This is a genomic window from Hymenobacter daecheongensis DSM 21074 (genome assembly GCF_900141805.1).
GTDB lineage: Bacteria > Bacteroidota > Bacteroidia > Cytophagales > Hymenobacteraceae > Hymenobacter > Hymenobacter daecheongensis.
On record NZ_FQYN01000013.1, the window covers coordinates 18,961 to 38,078 of the forward strand.

Sequence of the window (19,118 nt, forward strand, 5' to 3'; positions counted from 1 at the left end):
CGCCTCTCGTGCCTGCCTCCCTCCCGCTGTCGTCTGGACTCATGCTACGCTGGCGGCAGCTGCTGGTGGTGTATCTGTTGTGCGTGGGCGTGCTGGCTGGCAGCGCCTACACTATGTATGTGCACTACGATTTCTCGCACTCGCTCGACACGCGCAGCTACCTGAGCGTGGCGCGGGGCGAGTTTCGGGGCGTCAGCATTACGCGGCGCTACCGGGTAGTGGTGCCGGCCGTGGCGGCGGCCATAGCGTGGCCGCTGGAGCAGGTTTACGCCCGCATCTGGCCCCAGCGCGCCGCCACCGACTGGCCCCTGCGGCTGGCTTTCTACGTAGTCAATACCCTGATTCTGGCCCTGGCGGCGCTGTTTATGTTTCGCAGCTGCCTGCTGTACGGAGCCTCGCCGGGCGCGGCGGCGTTGGCCGTGGTGGCCGTGCTGTGCAGCCGCTGGGCCGTGTACATTGCCGGGCTGCCGCTGGTCGACAGCCTGTATATGCTGGTGTTTGCGCTGGCGTTTTATGGTGCAATCAGCGGCTCGGGGTGGGCGCTGGCGGCGTGCATTCTGCTGGGCCCGCAGGCCAAAGAGTCGTTCGTTTTTCTGGCCCCGTGGCTAGTGGTGTTTGGCCGCCGGGCCCTGCCCTGGCCGAAGCAATTGGCGCTACTCGCGCTGGCCGGGGCGCTGGCCTACGGCGTGCGCCACTGGATTGATGCGCAGGTGGGCGCGACCCCGCAGGAAAGCATGCACAATGCCTTGGACCATCTCAACAACCTCCTTTACTCGCTCCGGCGGCTGTTTTCGGTGAAGGGCGCGGGCGAAATCTTCAGCATCTTCGGCTTCTTCTGGCTGGTGCTGCTGGCTGGTTTGCGGGGCCGTTCCGCAGTTCCGGCCGGTCAGCCGGCACTTGGTCTGGCTGCGTGGGCGCTGGTGGCGGTAGTCGTGGTCCACATGCTGCTCTCCAGCGACTTGGGGCGCATGGGCTACCTGGCGGCCCCGGTTTTCGCGGCATCTTTTTCGCGGCAGCTCACCTGGCATCCGCTGTTTGCCTGGCTACGGCTCGGAGATAATGCCGTAGGGACGCGCACGGGGGCTAAAGGTTGAGCGAAGAAGCCGCATAGCGGCTTTGGATTGCTTGATGCACAATTCTCGTCTGTATTCTCGGCTTTTGTTGACCGATTGCCACGCTGCAGCTTGCCTTTAGGCTTACGGCTTGCTGCTTATTTTCGTGAGGTAGCGTGGGCCGAAGAATGTGGGGAAAGAGTCGAGGCGGGTTGTGCGGAAACCCTGGAGTAGCTCGGCGTTCTGGTCGCCGTATACGAGCTGGGCGCGGTCGAGGAGCCGGGGGCCGCCGAGGCAGTCGGTGAGAATGGGGCGGCCGGCCTGCTGCTGGGCCCGCAGCCATGCCCGCAGCCGCGCCGCCGACTGGCCGGGCCGCCGCACCAGCAGCGTGGGAGCCGGCAGCACGTTGGGTGGGCCGGTAGGACGGCCGGTGCGGTAGTGCAACTGGTTCAAGACCAGATTCGGGTTGTCGAGCAGAAACCAGGTGGCCGGCCGGGCCGGAATTTCGGTCAGCAGCCGGTCGGTATTGCTGAAGCGCAGAAAATAGCTTGGTCCCAGACCAAAAGCCAGGTTCCAGAGCAGCAGGGCCACACCCAGGGCTGCCAAAGCCCGGGCCGGCATCCAGCGCAGCCCGCTCCCGACCACGGCCACCAGCGCCGGCACCATCACCATAAACTCCGCATTGCCCTCCGAATACGCCGCGAAACCCAACTGGGCCAGCAAAATAAAGCCGTGCGTGCGCACCACGACCGCCCGAAAATCGGGACTGCTGCTGCCCAAATCCGGCTCCGCGCTACGTAGCGTGACCCGGTTACGGGAGGACTGCCAAGCGGCCCGCATGGCCCAGCCAGCCAGCCCGGCGCACACCACCGGCACCACCGCCAGCAGCGGGGCCGCCCGCAGCAGCGCGGGCATTGAGCCGTGTATTTGCAGAAACGTACGCACCAGATTGGCCACCGCCAGCAGCCCGCCGTGCGCCGAAAGGCTGCCGCCCGCGAGGCCCGCGTAGTAGTCGTGAAATACGAAGCGCCACAGCGCGGGCAGCGTGAGCGGCTCGTGCCAGGTGGGCAGCGCGGCCACGTAGGCGGCCGGCACCAGCAGCGCGGGCAGGCCGAAAAGCAGCACGGCGCGGATTTTTTTCGCCGCGTACCACCCCGTGCCCAGCAACAGGCCCAGCCACCAGAAAAAGTGAATCTGGTGAAACAGGCAGGCTACGGCAGCCCACACACCCGCCCACACCAGCCCGGCCGGGCGCGGCGCGGCGGCCAGCTGGTAGCGCGTCCAGCACCAGCTTCCCAGCAGCGAAAACAGTACCGGCAGCACGTAGGCTTCGTTTTCGGTGGCAAAGCGCAGCAGCCCAAAGCTGGCTCCCACTACCAGCACCCACGCCGCCCCGGTAGCCGGCGACAGGCGCAGCCGCTGCAGGATGCGGCCCAGCACCCACAGGCTGGCTCCGGCGGCCAGGGCATTCATCATTTTCAGCGCCGCCAGCGTATCCAGGTGCAGGCCCAGCAACTCCAAAAACCGCGTCCAGAGCAGGCCGGCGGGGTTGTAGAGCAGATGGTGCGGCAGCAGCAGCTCGTGCTGATGGCGCACGCAGGCCGCGTAGTACCAGGCATCCAGCGTAGAATTCTGCGTGGGCAGCAGCAGACTTATTAGAAGAATTGTGAGTGTTGGGTGTTGAATGTTGAATGCCGGATTATTCCACCACCGCACGCTTAGACGCATCATTCAACCTTTAAAATTCAACATTCAACACTATCTAACAAGGTCCTGTTTGCGGTAAGCATCAATGGCCAGTAGGATAAACAGCAGCGTGGTGAACGACCACAGCGAGGAGCCGCCGTAGCTGAACAGCGGCAGCGGAATGCCCACCACCGGGGCCAGCCCGATGGTCATGCCGATGTTGATGGCGAAGTGGAAGAAGATGACGCTGGCCACGCAGTAGCCATAAGTGCGCCCGAATACGGATTTCTGGCGCTCCGCCACGTAGAGCACCCGGCCCAGCAGGGCCATAAAGAGAATGATGACCACGGTGGTGCCCAGCCAGCCCCACTCCTCGCCCACGGTGCAGAAAATGAAGTCGGTGCTTTGCTCGGGCACGAAGTCGAACTTGGTTTGGGTGCCCTGCAGAAAGCCCTTGCCCACCAGCCCGCCCGAGCCGATGGCAATCTTGGACTGCGTCACGTTCCAGCCCACGCCCAGCGGGTCGGCCGAAGGGTTGATGAGCACCTCGATGCGCTTGCGCTGGTGGGGCTGCAGCACTTGGTTGAAGAAAAAATCGACCCCAAATACCATCCCGATGACCACCGCCCACACGCTGAGCGCCACCGGCAGATGGTGGCGCAACACCTTGGTATTGAATGCAAAAACTCCGACCAGAATCAGCGTGAAAGCCCCGATGAGCCAGACCTTGGGCACCAGCAGCGCTAGAATGAGAATGACACCCGCCGCGGCCAGAATAATAAGGATCAGCGGCGACATGCCCTCGCGGAAATACGCCAGCAAAAAGGCCGCAAACACCAGTGCCTGCCCGGTTTCATTGGCCGCAATGATGAGCAGCGGCGGCAACAGGGTGAGGCCGGCCAGCACCAGCTGGTCGCGGAAGTTCTGGTAGCGCAGGTTGATGCTGGCCATATAGCGCGACACGGCCAAAGCCGTGATAAACTTGGCAAACTCGGCCGGCTGCAGGCGCACCGGGCCCAGCTCCAGCCACGAGCGGGAACCCGCAATGGGCCGCGCAATGAAAGGCGTGATGATCAGCAGCATAATCATGGCCCCGTAGAGCACGAAGGCGAACGTGTCGTAGGCCTTGTAGTCGACCACCAGCAGCACCACGATGAGCACCAGCGCCGTGCCGATCCAGAGAATCTGCTTGAACCAGTTGTACTGCATCAACTCGGCGAAGCTCTGGCCGCTGAACAGGCCACCGGCCGGCGCGTCGGGCGAGTAGCTGGCCGCGTATACGCTCAGCCAGCCCAAGCCCAGCATGAGGGCATAGATGAGCACAGTGACCCAGTCGATGCTGCGGCTGTAACGAGCGGGAGAAGAGGCCATTTTAAACTATTGGGCAAAGATGCGGGAAATTCCAGCCGGCTGGTGTGGACAAAGGTATTGTCATGCTGAGCGCAGTCGAAGCATCTCGCGTGCTGACGTTGAGTTACTAATCCTGTGTCAGCACGCGAGATGCTTCGACTGCGCTCAGCATGACGTTCTGTTAATCAATTAGATCAGTGCCGCACAATAAACCGCTCGGTGCCGGGGCCGATTAGCCAGTTTTCCCAGCGCGGATTGTTGACTTTGCCGCGCAGGTATTTTTCCATCAGCAGGGCGGCCATGGGGGCGGCGGAGCTGCCGCCGAAGCCGGCGTTTTCGATGAACACGGCAATGGCGATTTTGGGGTCGTCGGCGGGGGCGAAGGCGGCGAAGGTGGCGTGGTCGTCGCCGTGAGGGTTCTGCACGGTGCCGGTTTTGCCGGCCACGGCAATGCCGTAGCGGGCCAGGCTGGCATTGCTGCCGGTAGCGCCCCGGCCGCCGTCCACCACCGCGCACATGCCCGGAATCAGGGCTTCGAAGTGCTGCTGATCGACGGTGGTGATGTGACGCTGGGTGTATTCGGGCAATGGCCCGCCCTGCCCGATGCCGCGCACGAAATGGGGCGTGTAATAGTAGCCGCGGTTGGCAATGGTGGCCATCACATTGGCCATCTGCAGGCCCGTAATGCCGATTTCGCCCTGCCCGATGCTGAGCGAGTACACGGTTTTGAAATTCCAGTGGTGGTAGCCGCGCAGCTTATCGTAGAACTCTGGCGAGGGAATCAGACCCTTTTTCTCGCTGGCCATATCTACGCCCAGCTTGTTGCCCAGACCAAACGACATCACCTGCCGCCGCCACTCGGCCAGGCCCAGGCGGGCATCCTCAAACTTATTGGTGGAGCGCCCGCGCAGCACGCTGGCCCGCATCACCTGGTAGAAATACGGATTGCAGCTGTTCTTGATGGCGATGCTCAGGTTGCGCGGCGGCTCGTGGCGGTGGGTGCAGCGCACCAGCTTCCAGTTGCAGTCGAAGCCGGTTTCGGGCGTCACCACGCCCATCTGCAGGGCCACCAGCTCATTCACCAGCTTAAACACCGAGCCCGGCGGGTAGGTGGCCATCAGCGGGCGGTTGAACAGGGGCCGCTCGGGGTTGTTGAGCAGCTCCATGTAGCGGTTGCCCATTCCCTTGCCGCTCAGAATGGAGGGGTCGTAGAGCGGAGCCGATACCAGGGCCAGAATCTCGCCGGTTTTAGGGTCGAGGGCCACGATGGAGCCGCGCTTGCCGGCCATCAGCAGCTCGCCGTATTTCTGCAGCTCAATGTCGATGCTGGTGTGCAGGTCCTGGCCGGCCACCGAAAGCGTATCAAACTCGCCGTTGCGGAACGCGCCCTTCTCGATGCCGCGCACGTTCACCATGCGGTACTGCACGCCGCGGCGGCCCATCAGCTTCTGCTCATAATACGACTCCAGGCCCGTGATGCCCAGGTTGTCGCCGGGCTGGTACTTGGCGTATTTGGGCTTTTCCAGAAAGGCCGGCGTGATGGCACCCACGTAGCCCAGGGCGTGGGCCATGTTTTCGGTGCGGTACGAGCGGGCCATGCGGGCCTTGATGCTGAAGCCGGGAAAGTCGATCAGGTTGTCCTGAATGGCGGCCAGTTCGGGCGTGCTCAGGTTTTGCACCAGCGGCGAGGCCTTCACGCGGGAGTAGGCGCGGGCCGTTTTCAGGGCCGTGCGCAGCTCCTCCAGCGGCAGCTGCAGCAGCTGGCAGAAGCGGGCCGAGTCGAGCTGCTTCACCTCGCGCGGCACCACCATCAGGTCATACACGGGCGTATTCTGCACCAAGATCTGGCCGTTGCGGTCGTAGATCAGGCCGCGGTAGGGCACCTGCACCAGCCGCTGCAGCGTGTTGCGGTCGGCGGCCAGCTTGTAGCTGCCGTCGAGCACCTGGATGTAGAAAAGACGAACCCCAAATACCAGCGCCACCACCAGGAAGATGGCGTGTACCACGTATTTGCGGTCTTCGAGGTATTGCAAAGCAAGAAGAAACTGAGGATGAACACCCTACGGCCCACCGGCCGGATTTGCAAAGATAAGTGGTAGGTAGTGAGATAGTGAAATGGTGAGATGGTGAGTTTGATGTTCGGCCTGCGCAAGTGGCGCATTTGGCGCAATCTGAACATCAAACTCACCATCTCACTATTTCACTACCTCACTATCTCACCGCTTCCGCCGCGAGGGGAAAAACAGGAGCTGGATAATGAGCAGCGTGATACCCGTGAACAGGGTGCTGACCAGGATTTTGGCCAGCGTGAGGCCGAAGGTGCGGAAGCTGCCCAGTTCCAGCAGAAAGAATGCCGCGTGGTGCAGCACCACCAGCAGGCCCAGATACACCACAAACCACTGCCCGCCCATCTGGTGAATATTCACCGAATCGGCCGCGTCGTAGCCGTCGCGGGGGGTGAGCAGGCGCAGCACCCAGGGCCGCAGAAACGCCAGCAGCACCGCCGCCGCCGCGTGCACGCCGCCCGTGTCATAAAACAGATCCATGCTGAAGCCCAGCACGAAGCCCAGCAGCAGCTGCACCACAATGGGCGTGGTGATGGGTAAATACAGCAGAAACCCCAAGTAGAAGAAGCACCAGCCCACATCAAACAGCACCAGCTTGCTGATAATCAGCGTGTGCACGGCCACGTAGGCCGCCAGCCGCAACAGCTGAATCAGAACTACGCCCAGCTCTCTCATGGCCGCACCTGCTCCCCTTCCGGCTTCAGGCCCGCCTTTACTTCCAGGGTGTCGCGCTCCATTTTGGGCCGGCTCTTGATGACGTACACGTAGGTCAGCTTGGTAAAATCGACGGCCAGCCGCACGCGCACTGTCCAGAAATTCTTGTCCTGCTCCTTCACAAACGAATCGATGATGCCGATGCGCACCCCTTCGGGGAAAATGGCGTTGTAGCCGGACGTCACCACCGTGTCGCCGAGCACGAGCTTGTTCTGGCGCGGAATGTAGTCGAGCAATACGTGGGTGGCATCTTCGCCGGGCCACTTGATGCTGCCGAACGTGCCGTCGCGCAGAATCTTGGCCGAAATCGAGGTTTTGGAGTGCAGCACGGAAGTCACGGTGGCGTAATGCTCGCTGGTCACCTTCACCCGGCCCACCACGCCGGCGGCGGCCAGCACGCCCATGCCAGTCTGCACGCCATCAAGGCTGCCCACGTTGAGCGTTAGGTAGTTATCCACATTTCGGAGCGAATTGTTGATAACCCGGGCCGGAATCAGTGGATAATCCGGGTCGCGGGCCGGTAGCTGCCGCAGCCCGAGCAGCAACGAGTCGGGCCGGCCCGACTGCCGCAGACGGGCCTGGGTAGCGCTGTCGGGGCTGACGGGCAGCACCGCGGCCACCCGGCCGGCCGTATCGGCAGGGTAGAGCTGCTGGCGCAAGGCCGCGTTTTCGGCCACCAGCCCCTGGTTTATCTGCACCAGCCGGAAGTAGTCGTAGATGCGCGTGCGCAGGTCGAGCACCTGCCCCACGTAGGCATTGGAGGAGTTGAAAAACGCCGCCCCGTGGTAGTTACTGTTGCGAATCAGAAGCGTCAGACTCAGCACTTCCAGCAGCCCGAATACCAGCACACCCCGGTAGCGGAAAAGGAAAGCGAAGAGGTTACGCATGCTTCAATTAAAAATGAAGAATTAAAAATTAAGAATTGATACTCCTTCTATCCTCCGGTTCATTAGCCTCAAAGCCAATCGGCGTAAGCAAGAGCAATTTTTAATTCTTCATTCTCAATTTTTAATTGCTGACTACGTCAGCAAAACGCCTTTGAAAGCGGCCAGGTCGCTGATGGCTTTGCCGGTGCCGCGCACTACGGCCCGCAGCGGGTCATCGGCAATGTGGATGGGCAGCTTGGTTTTGGCGGCCAGGCGCTTGTCGAGGCCGCGCAGCAAAGCGCCGCCGCCGGTGAGGTGAATGCCGTTTTCGTAAATATCGGCCGACAGCTCGGGCGGGCTGATTTCCAGCGCCTTGAGCACGGCTTCCTCGATTTTGGCCACCGACTTGTCCAGGGCAATGGCAATTTCGGACGACGTGACCTTGATAACTTTCGGAATGCCGGTCATCAGGTCGCGGCCGCGCACCTCGAAGTCGGGCGGCGTATTTTCCAGCTCCGTGAGGGCCGCGCCCACTTCAATCTTGATGCGCTCAGCGCTCCGCTCCCCAATCAGCAGGTTGTGCTGCCGACGCATGTAGTCGAGAATATCCTGGTTGAACACGTCGCCGGCCGTCTTGATGGACTGGTCGCAGACGATACCCGACAGGGCAATAACCGCAATTTCGGTGGTGCCGCCCCCGATGTCGATAATCATCGAGCCCACGGGCTGCTCCACGTCGATGCCGATGCCAATGGCGGCAGCCATGGGTTCCTGAATCATCCAGACTTCCTTAGCTCCGGCGTGCTCGGCACTGTCGCGCACGGCCCGTTTTTCTACCTCCGTGATACCCGACGGAATGCAGATAACCATGCGGTGCGAGGGCTGAAACAGACGACGACGCGTATCGATCATCTTAATCATGCCCTTGATCATTTCCTCGGCGGCGTGGAAGTCGGCAATAACACCGTCTTTGAGCGGCCGAATGGTTTTTATGTTGTCGTGGGTCTTCTCGTGCATTTGCTGCGCTTGCCGGCCCACGGCAATTACTTTGTTCGTTGTGCGGTCTTTGGCAATGATGCTCGGCTCGTCCACCACGATGATGCCGTTGTGGATAATGAGCGTATTGGCCGTCCCCAGGTCAATGGCGATGTCGCTGGTAAGGAAGTTGAAGAAACCCATTGAGTAGCGGCAGGTTAGGAGAGAATGCGCGGGTTGAGTCCGTGCAAAGTGGGCGCAAAAGTACGCAAGTTTCGCCGAAGCGCAGCCGGTAGAATACGGGCCGAAGCGCTGTCCTTACGAGCGAAGCAAAGCAGCCCGTCCGCTGAAATGCGCGAAACTCCTTTTACCCGAAAGCCCTGACGTGGGGCATACGTCAGGGCTTTCTACGGCAGCAAGGGCAGCGGCAGCGGCCGATTTATGACTTGCGCTGGGAGTTGGCCAGCTTAGCCTCCAGCTCCCGGTTGCGGGCCTGCAGCTGCCGCGTGCGCCTGAAAGTGAGGAGCTGGCCCACGCTGCCCAGCAAAAAACCGCCGATCAGCAGCGTGAAGCCGGTAGCAGCGCTGCTCAGATGCCCGATCCGGACAACTGCGCCGGCAATGACCAGCAGCGCCCCCACAGTATACAGAAGCGTTTCAAATCGGATGGGTTTCATAGCAGGCAGCAGCTTGGGGTAAGAACAGTGGTTTGAACAGACAAGATACTTTATCCATTCAACTCACGCTTTGGCCCCAGATTTTAGTGTTTGAAGTGGCGCACGCCGGTCATCACCATGGCCATGCCCAGCTCGTCGCAGGCCGCTACGCTGTCGGCATCTTTGATGGAGCCACCGGGCTGCACCACGGCCCGGATGCCGGCCGCGCCGGCAATTTCCACGCAGTCGGGGAAGGGAAAAAAGGCGTCGGAGGCCATCACGGCGCCGTGCAGGTCGAAGCCGAAGGCGCGGGCCTTCTCAATGGCCTGGCGCAGGGCATCTACCCGCGAGGTCTGGCCCACGCCGGAGGCCAGCAGCTGGCCGGCCCGCGCCAGCACAATGGTGTTACTCTTGGTGTGCTTGCAGATTTTGGCCGCAAACACCAGCGCCTCGGTTTCCTGGTCCGTCGGCGCCGATTTGGTCACGACCTTAAAGTCGACAGCAGTTTCGGTCCGGCGGTCGAAGTCCTGCTCGATAGTACCGTTGAGCAGGGTCTTGATTTGCTTTTTAGGAAATTCGACGGGCTTCTGACGCAGTAGAATCCGGTTTTTCTTGCTTTGCAGCAGCGGCAGCGCGGCTGGCTCAAACTCGGGCGCGATGAGCACCTCGAAAAACAGCTTGTTCAGCTCCTGGGCCGTGGCCTCATCTACCGGCCGGTTCACGATAATCACGCCCCCGAAGGCCGAAACCGGGTCGCAGGCCAGCGCGTGGGCGTAAGCTTCGGCCAGCGTAGCGGCCTGGGCCACGCCGCAGGCGTTGGTGTGCTTGAGAATAGCGCAGGCGGGCTCACCGTCCTGAAATTCCTGCATCAGCAGCACGGCCGCGTCCACGTCCACGAGGTTGTTGTAGCTGAGCTGCTTGCCGTGGAGCTGGTCAAACAGCGCGTTCAAATCGCCGTGGAAGGTGCCGGCCTGATGGGGGTTTTCGCCGTAGCGCAATGGGAATTCTGAATTCTGAATTTTGAATTCTGAATTGCTATTGTTCAGGTAGTTGAAAATGGCCATGTCGTATTTTGAGGTGACCTCGAAGGCGGCGGCGGCGTAGCGGCGGCGGTCTTCCAGGTCGGTAGCGCCATTCTTTTCGCGCAGCAGCTCGGTTACGGCCGCGTACTGGTCGCGGCTGCTGACCACCAGCACGTCGCGGTAGTTTTTGGCGGCGGCCCGCAGCAGCGAAATCCCGCCAATGTCGATTTTCTCGATAATGTCTTCCTCAGCCGCCTCGGAGGCTACGGTTTCCTCGAAAGGGTATAGATCCACAATCACCAGGTCGATGGGCGGAATGTCGTGCTGGGCGGCTTCGGCCAGGTCGCCGGCCTCGTGGCGGCGGTGCAGAATACCGCCGAACACTTTGGGGTGCAGCGTTTTGACCCGCCCGCCGAACACGGCCGGAAAGCCCGTCAGGCTTTCTACGGCCGTAACTTCGGCCCCCTGCTGCTCCAGAAACTGCTGGGTGCCGCCCGTGGAATAGAGCTTCACGCCATGCTCCTGCAGCAGCGCCACCAGCGGCTCCAAACGGTCTTTGTAATAGACGGAAACGAGGGCGGAGCGGATGGGCTGCGACATGGCACGAAGGGGTTGGGCTGAACGATTTGGACGCACGAAGGTAGGCACCCCGCCGCCGCGCCCGCAACCCCTCACGTTACCGAATTGTTATGCTGCTACCATCGCTGCAGCTCCGCCGTACGTAAGAGACTCCTCGCGCCTGACGGTTTTTATTCCAAAAGAGCTGGCAGCCAAGTTTCCGTTTTTTTCCTGCTTCGCTCATGTCGCTGCTCACCTATTCTGCCCCCGGCTCCGCGCCCGAAACGCCGGCCACGCCTTCTGATTCTACGTACCCTCGCCCCTCGCCGACTCCCGAAGCCGCGGCGGCGGCGCTGGCCGGCCGCCTGGCCGCCGCCGCGGCCCAAACCGACCAGGAAGGCGGCTTTCCCACGGCTGAGTTTGGGTGGCTGCGCGAGGCCGGCCTGTTCACGGCCCCGCTGGCCGCAGTGCTGGGCGGCGCCGACCTGATGGCGCCAGCCCACACTCTGACCATGCTGCGCACCTTGCGGCACATCGGGCGGGGCAATCTGGCCGTGGGGCGGGTGTATGAAGGCCACCTGAATGCCCTGCAGCTGGCCCAGCGCTACGGCCAGCCGGCGCAGGTGCGGCGCTGGGCGCAGGCGGCGCGGGCCGGGCATCTGTTCGGCGTCTGGAATACGCAGGCGCACGATGGCGTGCATCTGGAGCCGCTGCCCAACGGGCGCTTTCGGCTGCGGGGCAGCAAAACCTTCGGCTCCGGAGCCGGCCACCTCACCCGCCCACTCATCACCGGGACGTTGCCCGAAGGCGGCTGGCAAATGTTCATTCTGCCTACCGACGAGCAGCCCGCCACCCTGGATGCCTCGTTCTGGAAGCCGCTGGGCATGCGGGCCACCGCCAGCTTCCGCGTAGACCTGACAGGCGCGGAAATTGGACCCGACGATCTGCTGGGCCAGCCCGGCGACTACTACCAGCAGCCCGCGTTCAGCGGCGGAGCCATTCGCTTCGCGGCCGTGCAGCTGGGCGGGGCCGAGGCCGTGTTCGACGAAACCCGCCGCTTTCTGCGCGAGCTGAACCGCCTCGACGACCCCTACCAAAAAATGCGCCTGGGCGAAATGGCTATGCTGGTGGAAAGCGGCAACCTCTGGCTGCGCGGGGCCGCCGAGCACGCCGCGCGCCCCACTGCCACCACCGATGCTGAGGCCACCGTGGCCTACGCCAACCTGGTACGCACGGCCATTGAGGAAATCTGCCTGCGGGTGCTGCCGCTGGCCGAGCGGTGCGTGGGGGCCCGCGGCCTGCTGCGCCCCGAGCCCTTCGAGCGCCTGCACCGCGACCTGACCCACTACCTGCGCCAGCCCGCCCCCGATGCCGCCATCGCCGATGCCGGCCGTTTCGTATTGCAACAACCTACCCCTGCCTATGCTCTCTGGAATGCCTGACACCGCCGCTCTTCATTTTGCTGAATTTCCCCTTCAACCCGCCGATTTTACGGCTTCATTAGGCGCTACAGTCGTGGTGGCCCCGCATCCCGATGATGAATCGTTGGGCTGCGGCGGGCTGCTGGCACTGCTGCGCCGGGCCGGGCAGCCGGTGCATACGGTGTTGGTAAGTGATGGGACGATGTCGCACCCCAATTCGCTCCGGTTTCCGGCCCCGGCCCGCCGGGCGCTGCGGGAGGCCGAACTGCGGGAGGCACTGGAAATTTTAGGAGTTGAAACCGCTCAGACGCTGCATATGGGCCTGCCCGATGGTGCCGTGCCCACGGCTAAAGCCACTGGCTTCGCGGCGGCCGTGGAGCAGCTTTCGGCTTACCTGGAAGCTCACCAGCCCCAAACCCTGCTGGTGCCCTGGCGGCGCGACCCGCACCCCGACCACCGCGCCACCAGCCAGCTGGTACACGCGGCCTGCGCCCGCCTCACCGCGTCCCCGCGCCTGCTAGAGTACGTGGTGTGGGCCTGGGAACGGGCCGACCCCGCTGAGCTGCCCCAGCCCAGCGAGGTGCGCGGCTGGCGCCTGGATATTTCATCGGTAGTAGCATTAAAGCAGCAGGCAATTGCCGCTCACCGCTCCCAGCTGCTGCCCATCATCGACGACGACCCAGCCGGCTTTCAGCTCTCGGAAGGTATGCTGGCCCACTTCGCGCAGCCATTTGAGGTGTATCTGGAAGCCGTATAGCATCGGGCATTGCTCTGTCCATTCCAACTTTTTCCCATGAACGAAAACCAGCCCAATACTCTTCCGCCCAGCTATTTCGACGAAGTATACCGCGCCAATCAGGACCCGTGGAATTTTGAAACCAGTGCCTATGAGCGGGAGAAATACGCCACCACGATGGCCGCGCTGACCAAGCCGCAGTACGAGCACGCATTCGAAATTGGCTGCTCGCTGGGCGTGCTTACTGAGCAGCTGGCTCCGCGCTGCGGCCATTTGCTGGCCATTGATGTGGCCGAGGCGCCGCTGCTACGGGCCCAGGAGCGGTGCCGACATTTGCCCCAGGTAGAGTTTCAGCAACGCCGGCTGCCCGAGGAATTTCCGGCCGGCCAGCACTTCAATTTGATTGTGCTGTCGGAGGTAGGCTACTATTGGGCCCTGCCTGATCTGAAGCGATCCGCTGCCTTGTTGCTGGAAGCGCTCAATCCCGGCGGTCAGCTGCTGCTGGTGCACTGGACGCCTCCGGTCCACGACTATCCGCTTACCGGCGACGAGGTTCACGATTTTTTTCTGCGAACCGCCACGGCCACCGGCCCCTTGCGCCTGCTCAATAACCAGCGCCACGAAACCTACCGGCTCGATTTGCTGGAGAAAATCTAGCTAACTGGTACTGCCTGCCTGCTCTCATGGCAGGCTACCTGCTGGCGCAGCTCCGCTACAGCGCAGCTCAGTGGCACCAATGGCCAGCGTTGGGACCGGCCGGCCTGGTCTTGCTCCTGCTGCACCCACGCCCACAGCTCTCCGAAAGCCGCCATCTGGCGCAGCCGCTGGGCCAACAACACGATAGAAATGCCTAGGCGCTCCGCCAATATCGGCACGGTGAGTTCTGATGGGAGCGTCTGGGCCGGGGCAGAAGACAATAAGGTTTGCTGCCAGAATTGGCGCAGCGCGCGGCGGTCTTGCCAGCCGGCCAGCAATTGCGCCGCACCTTCTACCATAGGCTCCCGCTGCTGCTCGTGCAGCGCCGACCATTGCCGTAGCTGCCACGAAAGCCCCACTTCTACGCGGCCCTCGTGCCGGTCGGAGGTGAAAACGCGCACGGCGGGGCTGTGGCGCACGCGCAAGTCGTGGCGGCACAGCGCCTGGTACAGCGCTTCATCTTCCAGATACGCTACTTCCGGCAGGCCGCCCACGCGCCGGTATGCCCGTGCCGTGATGGCGAAGCTGGCCCCGAAATGCTGGTGGTGGCGCGGCCAGGGGTCGGCGGGATTTGGGTCAATCAGGCTTTCGAGGCGGGCCCGCAGCAGGCGGTAGGCCGTATCGCGCAGGTGGTAGCGGCGCTCGGCGGGCCGGTCGTTGGCTTGGGGCGTAAGAATCCGGCCGCCCACGGCCTCTGCCTGATGGGTGCTTATCTCGGCCAGGGTGGCGGCCACCCAGGTGGGCGCCACGCGGGTATCGCCATCGGTGCTCAGGATGACGCCCTCCGTGGCAGGCACCAGCTCCAGGCGGCGGCAGGCTTCATCCATCAGCAGGCGGCGAGCCCGACCCACATGGGCCTGGGCGGGCGGCAGCGTGATTTCGCCCACATGCAGCGCCAGATGTGGATGCGCGGCGGCAAAACGCCGGGCCACAGCGGCCGTCTGGTCGTGGCAATTATTGGCCAGCACGATGATTTCGTAGCTATCCGGGGGCAGCGGCTGCCCTGCCAGATCGGTTTGGGCGGCCAGCGCGGCCAGCGTATGGGGCAGGTTTTCCGCCTCATCCTTCACCGGAATGATGATGGCCGCCTGCAGCGCGGGCCGGGGCAGCGTGGCAATACGCCAGGTATCGGCCAAAACCAGGGCTGCCGTGGCCTCTTGGGCAGCATGAAAGCGGAGCGGGGAGACGTGGTCCATCAGGAGCCTTTACGCCGAACTTAGCCCCCAGGATGAGCGAACGGAGCTTTTCTCGGCTGGAGCGCCGGGAGCGGCGAGTGAATCCACAAGCTGCTCAATCGCTAATCCACTGTTTACCTGATGATTTGTTCTTTACAAATGCGCTAAAATGCTTCGCCGATGCTGAAATAAATACCGGAAGAACCGTTCAGTCCACGGCCGTAGTCGAAGCGGATGTTGAGGCGGTCGGCGCGGTTGAACTTGAAGCGGATACCAGCCCCAGCGGTGGCTTTCAGGCTATTTTTGCCTAAATCGGCCAGGGTGTTGCCCACCTGGCCGAGGCCGCCGAACAGCACCCCGTTGAAGCGCCCGATGAGACGGCGGCGCAGCTCGGCCTGCACGGCCAGCAGCTGCCGGTCGCGGTAGCGGCCGTCGTAGTAGCCGCGCATCACTTTGTCGCCGCCCAGGTTAGCCAGCTCCCGGAAGGGCACCGTACCTGCATTGAACTGCCCGACCAGCTGCGTGGCCAGAATGGTTTTATTATCTGGGTCCAGAGGCTGAAAGTGGCGGACATCAAGCAGGTAGCGGCTGAAGCGGAAGTCGCTGCCCAGAGGTGCGCCGTTGAAGTAGCTGCTCAGCTCCAGATAGTTGCCGCGGTAAGTGCTCAAAATATTGTCGCGGCCGTCGTAGAGCAGCGAGGGGCCGATACCGGAGATGAAGGTATTCTGCTGGTATTCGCGGGCGGCGCGCTCCAGCAGCCGACTGGGCCGCTGCCGGGGCGTATCCTGGTCTATATTTTCCTTCACCTGCACGTCACGCAGAGAGGTGGCGCGGTATTGCAGCCCCACAAACAAATTGCGCCGCACCTGCCGCAGCACCCGCTGGTTGAAGATGAGCACTTTATACTGAATAACGGACTTGTCAGCGGCGCTGGTGGCCGGGCCGTAGCCGTAGTAGTTGATGGGAAACTGGTAGTAGTTGCTCACCTCGCCGGTCAGCAAAAACCGTTCGCCGGGCGTAAACAGGTTGTGCGTGAGCTGCACCAAGCTCTGGTTGCGCTGGGTGCGCCAGGCCAGCAGGCGGGCGTTGGATTTGCGCACCGTGCTGTCTTGACCAAAGCGCCACACCGGCAGCACTGCCAGCCCGTAGCCTAGACCGGTTTCGGGCTGCGAAAACACAATCGGGAACGGAATGAAGCTGGGCTTGTCGCGCTTGGTTTTGGCGGCCACGGGGGCGGCCGTGGCGGGGTCGTCGGGGCCGGGCGGACTGGTTTGGGCGCGGGCGGCGGGGGCTAGCAAAACGAGTAGCAGGCAGGCGTAGAAAAGGCGCATAGGCAATGACAGGAGAAATGGCAGTCTCCGCAGGAAGACGCTATAAAGGCGGAAGGTACGGCTTTGCCTGATACCTGAAACTGCTTTTACCGAACGCAAAAAGGCTCTTCCAACGCATTGGAAGAGCCTTTTTGGAGATAATAGACCCGTTTTAGAAGGCCTCGCCCACGGCGAAGATAATGCCCGAGTTGCCGCCCGAGCCCACGCCGTAGTCGAGGCGGATGTTGAGCCGGTCGCGGCGGTTGAAGCGGAAGCGGCCGCCGAAGCCGGCCGCTACTTTAGTGCCATCCAGGCTATAATCCGACAGGTTGCGGCCCACCTGGCCCACGGCCCCGAACACGGCCCCATCGATGCGCCAGAACAGCTTCTGCCGGATTTCGGCCTGCACCGTCGTGAACTGCCGGTCGCGGAAGCGGGCTTCGTAGATGCCGCGCATCAGGTAGGCATTGTTGTAGGCGGCCCCGCCCAAGGTAGCGCCCATGCCGCCCAGCTCGCGGAAGGGCACATCGCCGGAATGGTACTGGCCCATAAACTGAGCGGCCAGAATGGTATTGGTGGAGCCGAAAAGCGGCCGGAAGTGGCGGGCATCTAGCTGGTAGCGCGTAAACTGGTCGTCGCTGCCCAGGGCCGAGCCATTGAACAGCACGTGCGCATCCACGAAGTTGCCGCGGTAGGTGGCCAGCACGTTGTCGCGGTTGTCGAAGAGCAGCGCTGGGCCGAGGCCGGAGCTAGTGGTGCCATTGCGCTGCTCCAGGGGCAGCGGATCATAGACTTTAGCCGCGTTGCCCGATTCGCCACCATCCTTCAGCTCCACGTCGCCCAGGTCGGTGAGGCGGTAGCGCAGGCCCACAAACAGGTTGGGCGCCACTTTTTTCAGCACTTTCTCATCAAATACAATGAGCGGGTACTTAATCGTGACCTCGTCGCTCTTGCGGGTTTCGTTGCCGATGCCGTAGTATTTGAAAGCCAGATCGTAGTAGCTCAACTCGCCCGAGAGGAAGAATTTTTCCTCCGGCGTAAAGATGTTGTGCGTGAGTTGGAGGGTGGTCTGCTTCTTCTCCGAAATCCAGCCAATCAGGCGGGCGTTGGACTTGCGCACCGCCGTATCCTGGCCAAATCGCCACACCGGCAAAATGGCCACGCCCCCCGCGAAGCCGGTTTCCTGCTGATAGAAGGCAATAGGCACCGGAATAAAGCTCGGCCTTTTGTCGCGGCGCGGGTCATCGTCGGCCGCTTTGGGCGGCGCGGCAGCACTTGGGGCGGCAGGCGCAGCCACGGCGGCGGAAGGGTCGGCCGCGGCGGGCGCGGTTTGGGCATGAGCCACTGAGGCCAGCAGGCCCAGTGTCAGCAAGGAGTAAAGGAAGCGCATAGATGGGAAGGTTTGGCAGACAAAAAGTCCAACAACGACGGCGAGGCGGGCAGCCCGGCCCGGCGGCGGTTGTTTGTTTTTTTCTGCTAACGCAGCCAGTAGCCCTACGGTTTTAGCGCCCCCCGGCCAGCACCATCGACAGCACCCCGGCCAGCATAATCCACTTGCACCAGGCGCTGAGGCGGGCGAAGTCGCGGCGGCGGTCGGCGCGGGCCAGGTGGCGGCCCAGCAGCAGCAGCGGCATCAGCACGGCCAGCAGCAGCCAACTCCCAAACAGCCAGTGCCGCTGCTGCAGCGCCGCCCCGGCCGCCCCGCCCACAAATACCACCAAACTCAGCAGGAAAAAGCCCGCCACCCACTTCGTGCGCACTACGCCCCACACAATGGGCAGCGTGCGGCACTCGTGCTGAGCATCGCCGCGCATATCTTCCACATCCTTCACTATTTCGCGCACCGTGGTCAGCAGAAACGCGGCCAGCGCGTAGCCCCACACCGCGGGCAGGCCTGTGCGCAGCTGCAGCTCGGGCAGCAGCACCAGCGCCGCCGTGAGGGTAGCAATGCTGAGGTTGCCGACCAGCGCCAGCCGCTTAAACCGGGCCGAATAGCCCCACAGCAGCAGCGCCGAGCCCAGATTTACCAGCCCCAGCAGCGGCAGCAGCAGGACGGCCACCCCCACCCCGATGCCCGAGAGCAGCAGGTGCGCAAGCATGGCCCAGCGCCGGTTCACCACGCGCCCCACCACCAGCCGCTCCGGCCGGTTGATGGCGTCAATCTTCACATCGTAGTAGTCATTAATAATATAGCCGGCCGCCGCCACGCACAGGGCCGCCAGCGCCAGCAGCCCAAAGCGGCCGCTCAGCAGCGGGGCATTCAGCAGGCAGACCCGCACCAGCGCCAGGCATAGCGCCATAATCAGCAGGTTGGGAAAGCGCACCAGCCGCAGCAGCGCCGGCCAGCCATCGGCGCGGGCGGGGCCGGGCGCGGGCGCAGAGGCGTGAGAGGGAGCGGCAGGCAGCATAACGGATACCAGAGAGAGAATAAAGCGGGCGGAATCGGGCCTTGACTAGGTTGGCCGCACGGCGTGGCAAAGATGGCAAAACCGGGGCGCAACCGCCCCGCCGGCCCCAAAAAGAAAGCCTCTCCAGGCGGAGAGGCTTTCTGACAAGCTATAAATAACCTGGGTAGGCGAACCTACACTTTCTTCACGTTGACGGCATTCACGCCCTTGCGGCCTTCCTGCGTCTCAAATTCCACGCGGTCATTTTGTTGGATCTGGCCCCCGTTCAGGCCGGTAACGTGCACGAAGAAGTCTTCCTTCGTCGTGTCATCTGTAATGAAGCCGTAGCCCTTCGACTCATTAAAGAATTTTACGGTTCCTGTTTTCATGAAAAGAAAAAAAAGAATGAATGGATGATTGGGTAAATATAAAGGGATTTTACAAAATCA

17 protein-coding genes are annotated in these 19,118 nt (G+C 62.6%); 4 read left to right on the forward strand and 13 right to left on the reverse strand.

All coding sequences use genetic code 11. The annotated features are described in order from the left end of the window. The first annotated feature begins 8 nt into the window (after positions 1-8). Positions 9-1,094 (forward strand): hypothetical protein, encoded by a 1,086-nt coding sequence (locus BUB62_RS18275; RefSeq protein WP_143164277.1) that lies wholly within the window; start codon positions 9-11, stop codon positions 1,092-1,094. A gap of 102 nt (positions 1,095-1,196) precedes the next feature. Here the strand turns inward: BUB62_RS18275 and BUB62_RS18280 are convergent, their stop codons facing one another. The 8 genes from BUB62_RS18280 to purH all read right to left on the reverse strand — a co-directional run bounded on the left by BUB62_RS18280 (position 1,197) and on the right by purH (position 10,986). Then, positions 1,197-2,783, reverse strand: a complete 1,587-nt coding sequence (locus BUB62_RS18280) for a hypothetical protein (protein ID WP_073112688.1) — start codon at positions 2,781-2,783, stop codon at positions 1,197-1,199. A gap of 27 nt (positions 2,784-2,810) precedes the next feature. After that, the gene (rodA, locus tag BUB62_RS18285; protein ID WP_073112690.1) at positions 2,811-4,109 is read right to left on the reverse strand and encodes a rod shape-determining protein RodA; all 1,299 of its coding nucleotides are present in this window, start codon (positions 4,107-4,109) and stop codon (positions 2,811-2,813) included. Between the two features lie 173 nt (positions 4,110-4,282). After that, on the reverse strand, positions 4,283-6,121 hold the full coding sequence (gene mrdA, locus BUB62_RS18290) for a penicillin-binding protein 2 (protein WP_073112691.1): 1,839 nt from the start codon (positions 6,119-6,121) through the stop codon (positions 4,283-4,285). A gap of 183 nt (positions 6,122-6,304) precedes the next feature. Further along, on the reverse strand, positions 6,305-6,829 hold the full coding sequence (locus BUB62_RS18295; RefSeq protein ID WP_073112693.1) for a hypothetical protein: 525 nt from the start codon (positions 6,827-6,829) through the stop codon (positions 6,305-6,307). Beyond that, positions 6,826-7,755, reverse strand: coding sequence for a rod shape-determining protein MreC (mreC, locus tag BUB62_RS18300; RefSeq protein ID WP_073112695.1), 930 nt, complete (start codon positions 7,753-7,755; stop codon positions 6,826-6,828). Before mreC ends, BUB62_RS18295 begins: the two co-directional genes overlap by 4 nt. A gap of 132 nt (positions 7,756-7,887) precedes the next feature. Continuing rightward, a complete protein-coding gene (locus BUB62_RS18305; protein WP_073112697.1) occupies positions 7,888-8,913 on the reverse strand; it encodes a rod shape-determining protein in 1,026 nt (341 codons plus the stop codon). Positions 8,914-9,148: 235 nt separating this feature from the next. Continuing rightward, positions 9,149-9,385: a hypothetical protein gene (locus tag BUB62_RS18310; protein WP_073112699.1), complete on the reverse strand. Its 237-nt coding sequence runs from the start codon at positions 9,383-9,385 to the stop codon at positions 9,149-9,151. 83 nt (positions 9,386-9,468) lie between these two features. After that, positions 9,469-10,986, reverse strand: coding sequence for a bifunctional phosphoribosylaminoimidazolecarboxamide formyltransferase/IMP cyclohydrolase (gene purH / locus BUB62_RS18315; RefSeq protein ID WP_073112700.1), 1,518 nt, complete (start codon positions 10,984-10,986; stop codon positions 9,469-9,471). A gap of 200 nt (positions 10,987-11,186) precedes the next feature. Between purH and BUB62_RS18320 the strand changes: the two genes are divergently transcribed. Genes BUB62_RS18320 through BUB62_RS18330 form a run of 3 tightly spaced genes read left to right on the forward strand, consistent with a single transcriptional unit; the run spans position 11,187 to position 13,758 of the window. Then, positions 11,187-12,386: an acyl-CoA dehydrogenase family protein gene (locus BUB62_RS18320; protein WP_073112702.1), complete on the forward strand. Its 1,200-nt coding sequence runs from the start codon at positions 11,187-11,189 to the stop codon at positions 12,384-12,386. Then, a complete protein-coding gene (locus BUB62_RS18325; protein WP_073112704.1) occupies positions 12,379-13,122 on the forward strand; it encodes a PIG-L deacetylase family protein in 744 nt (247 codons plus the stop codon). The genes BUB62_RS18320 and BUB62_RS18325 overlap by 8 nt, the downstream gene beginning before the upstream one ends. A gap of 36 nt (positions 13,123-13,158) precedes the next feature. After that, positions 13,159-13,758 (forward strand): class I SAM-dependent DNA methyltransferase, encoded by a 600-nt coding sequence (locus BUB62_RS18330; protein ID WP_073112706.1) that lies wholly within the window; start codon positions 13,159-13,161, stop codon positions 13,756-13,758. Here the strand turns inward: BUB62_RS18330 and BUB62_RS18335 are convergent. From BUB62_RS18335 to BUB62_RS18355, 5 genes are all read right to left on the reverse strand, one after another. Then, complete coding sequence (locus BUB62_RS18335; RefSeq protein ID WP_073112708.1) at positions 13,755-14,993, reverse strand: glycosyltransferase family 2 protein; 1,239 nt, start codon at positions 14,991-14,993, stop codon at positions 13,755-13,757. The two genes, BUB62_RS18330 and BUB62_RS18335, sit on opposite strands and share 4 nt — an antisense overlap. A 143-nt stretch (positions 14,994-15,136) precedes the next feature. Then, positions 15,137-16,303, reverse strand: a complete 1,167-nt coding sequence (locus BUB62_RS18340) for a BamA/TamA family outer membrane protein (RefSeq protein WP_073112710.1) — start codon at positions 16,301-16,303, stop codon at positions 15,137-15,139. A gap of 151 nt (positions 16,304-16,454) precedes the next feature. Further along, positions 16,455-17,672 (reverse strand): BamA/TamA family outer membrane protein, encoded by a 1,218-nt coding sequence (locus tag BUB62_RS18345; protein WP_073112712.1) that lies wholly within the window; start codon positions 17,670-17,672, stop codon positions 16,455-16,457. A 112-nt stretch (positions 17,673-17,784) separates the two neighbouring features. Beyond that, on the reverse strand, positions 17,785-18,690 hold the full coding sequence (locus BUB62_RS18350; protein ID WP_084539200.1) for a geranylgeranylglycerol-phosphate geranylgeranyltransferase: 906 nt from the start codon (positions 18,688-18,690) through the stop codon (positions 17,785-17,787). Between the two features lie 173 nt (positions 18,691-18,863). Continuing rightward, positions 18,864-19,058: a cold-shock protein gene (locus tag BUB62_RS18355; RefSeq protein ID WP_073112714.1), complete on the reverse strand. Its 195-nt coding sequence runs from the start codon at positions 19,056-19,058 to the stop codon at positions 18,864-18,866. Positions 19,059-19,118 lie beyond the last annotated feature (60 nt).

Bases quoted from the DNA above. Each gene is read 5' to 3' on its own strand.
- BUB62_RS18280 (WP_073112688.1), bottom strand. From the start codon at position 2,783: ATGATGCGTCTAAGCGTGCGGTGGTGGAATAATCCGGCATTCAACATT.
- rodA (WP_073112690.1), bottom strand. From the start codon at position 4,109: ATGGCCTCTTCTCCCGCTCGTTACAGCCGCAGCATCGACTGGGTCACT.
- BUB62_RS18295 (WP_073112693.1), bottom strand. From the start codon at position 6,829: ATGAGAGAGCTGGGCGTAGTTCTGATTCAGCTGTTGCGGCTGGCGGCC.
- mreC (WP_073112695.1), bottom strand. From the start codon at position 7,755: ATGCGTAACCTCTTCGCTTTCCTTTTCCGCTACCGGGGTGTGCTGGTA.
- BUB62_RS18305 (WP_073112697.1), bottom strand. From the start codon at position 8,913: ATGGGTTTCTTCAACTTCCTTACCAGCGACATCGCCATTGACCTGGGG.
- BUB62_RS18310 (WP_073112699.1), bottom strand. From the start codon at position 9,385: ATGAAACCCATCCGATTTGAAACGCTTCTGTATACTGTGGGGGCGCTG.
- purH (WP_073112700.1), bottom strand. From the start codon at position 10,986: ATGTCGCAGCCCATCCGCTCCGCCCTCGTTTCCGTCTATTACAAAGAC.
- BUB62_RS18320 (WP_073112702.1), top strand. From the start codon at position 11,187: ATGTCGCTGCTCACCTATTCTGCCCCCGGCTCCGCGCCCGAAACGCCG.
- BUB62_RS18325 (WP_073112704.1), top strand. From the start codon at position 12,379: ATGCCTGACACCGCCGCTCTTCATTTTGCTGAATTTCCCCTTCAACCC.
- BUB62_RS18330 (WP_073112706.1), top strand. From the start codon at position 13,159: ATGAACGAAAACCAGCCCAATACTCTTCCGCCCAGCTATTTCGACGAA.
- BUB62_RS18335 (WP_073112708.1), bottom strand. From the start codon at position 14,993: ATGGACCACGTCTCCCCGCTCCGCTTTCATGCTGCCCAAGAGGCCACG.
- BUB62_RS18340 (WP_073112710.1), bottom strand. From the start codon at position 16,303: ATGCGCCTTTTCTACGCCTGCCTGCTACTCGTTTTGCTAGCCCCCGCC.
- BUB62_RS18345 (WP_073112712.1), bottom strand. From the start codon at position 17,672: ATGCGCTTCCTTTACTCCTTGCTGACACTGGGCCTGCTGGCCTCAGTG.
- BUB62_RS18350 (WP_084539200.1), bottom strand. From the start codon at position 18,690: ATGCTGCCTGCCGCTCCCTCTCACGCCTCTGCGCCCGCGCCCGGCCCC.
- BUB62_RS18355 (WP_073112714.1), bottom strand. From the start codon at position 19,058: ATGAAAACAGGAACCGTAAAATTCTTTAATGAGTCGAAGGGCTACGGC.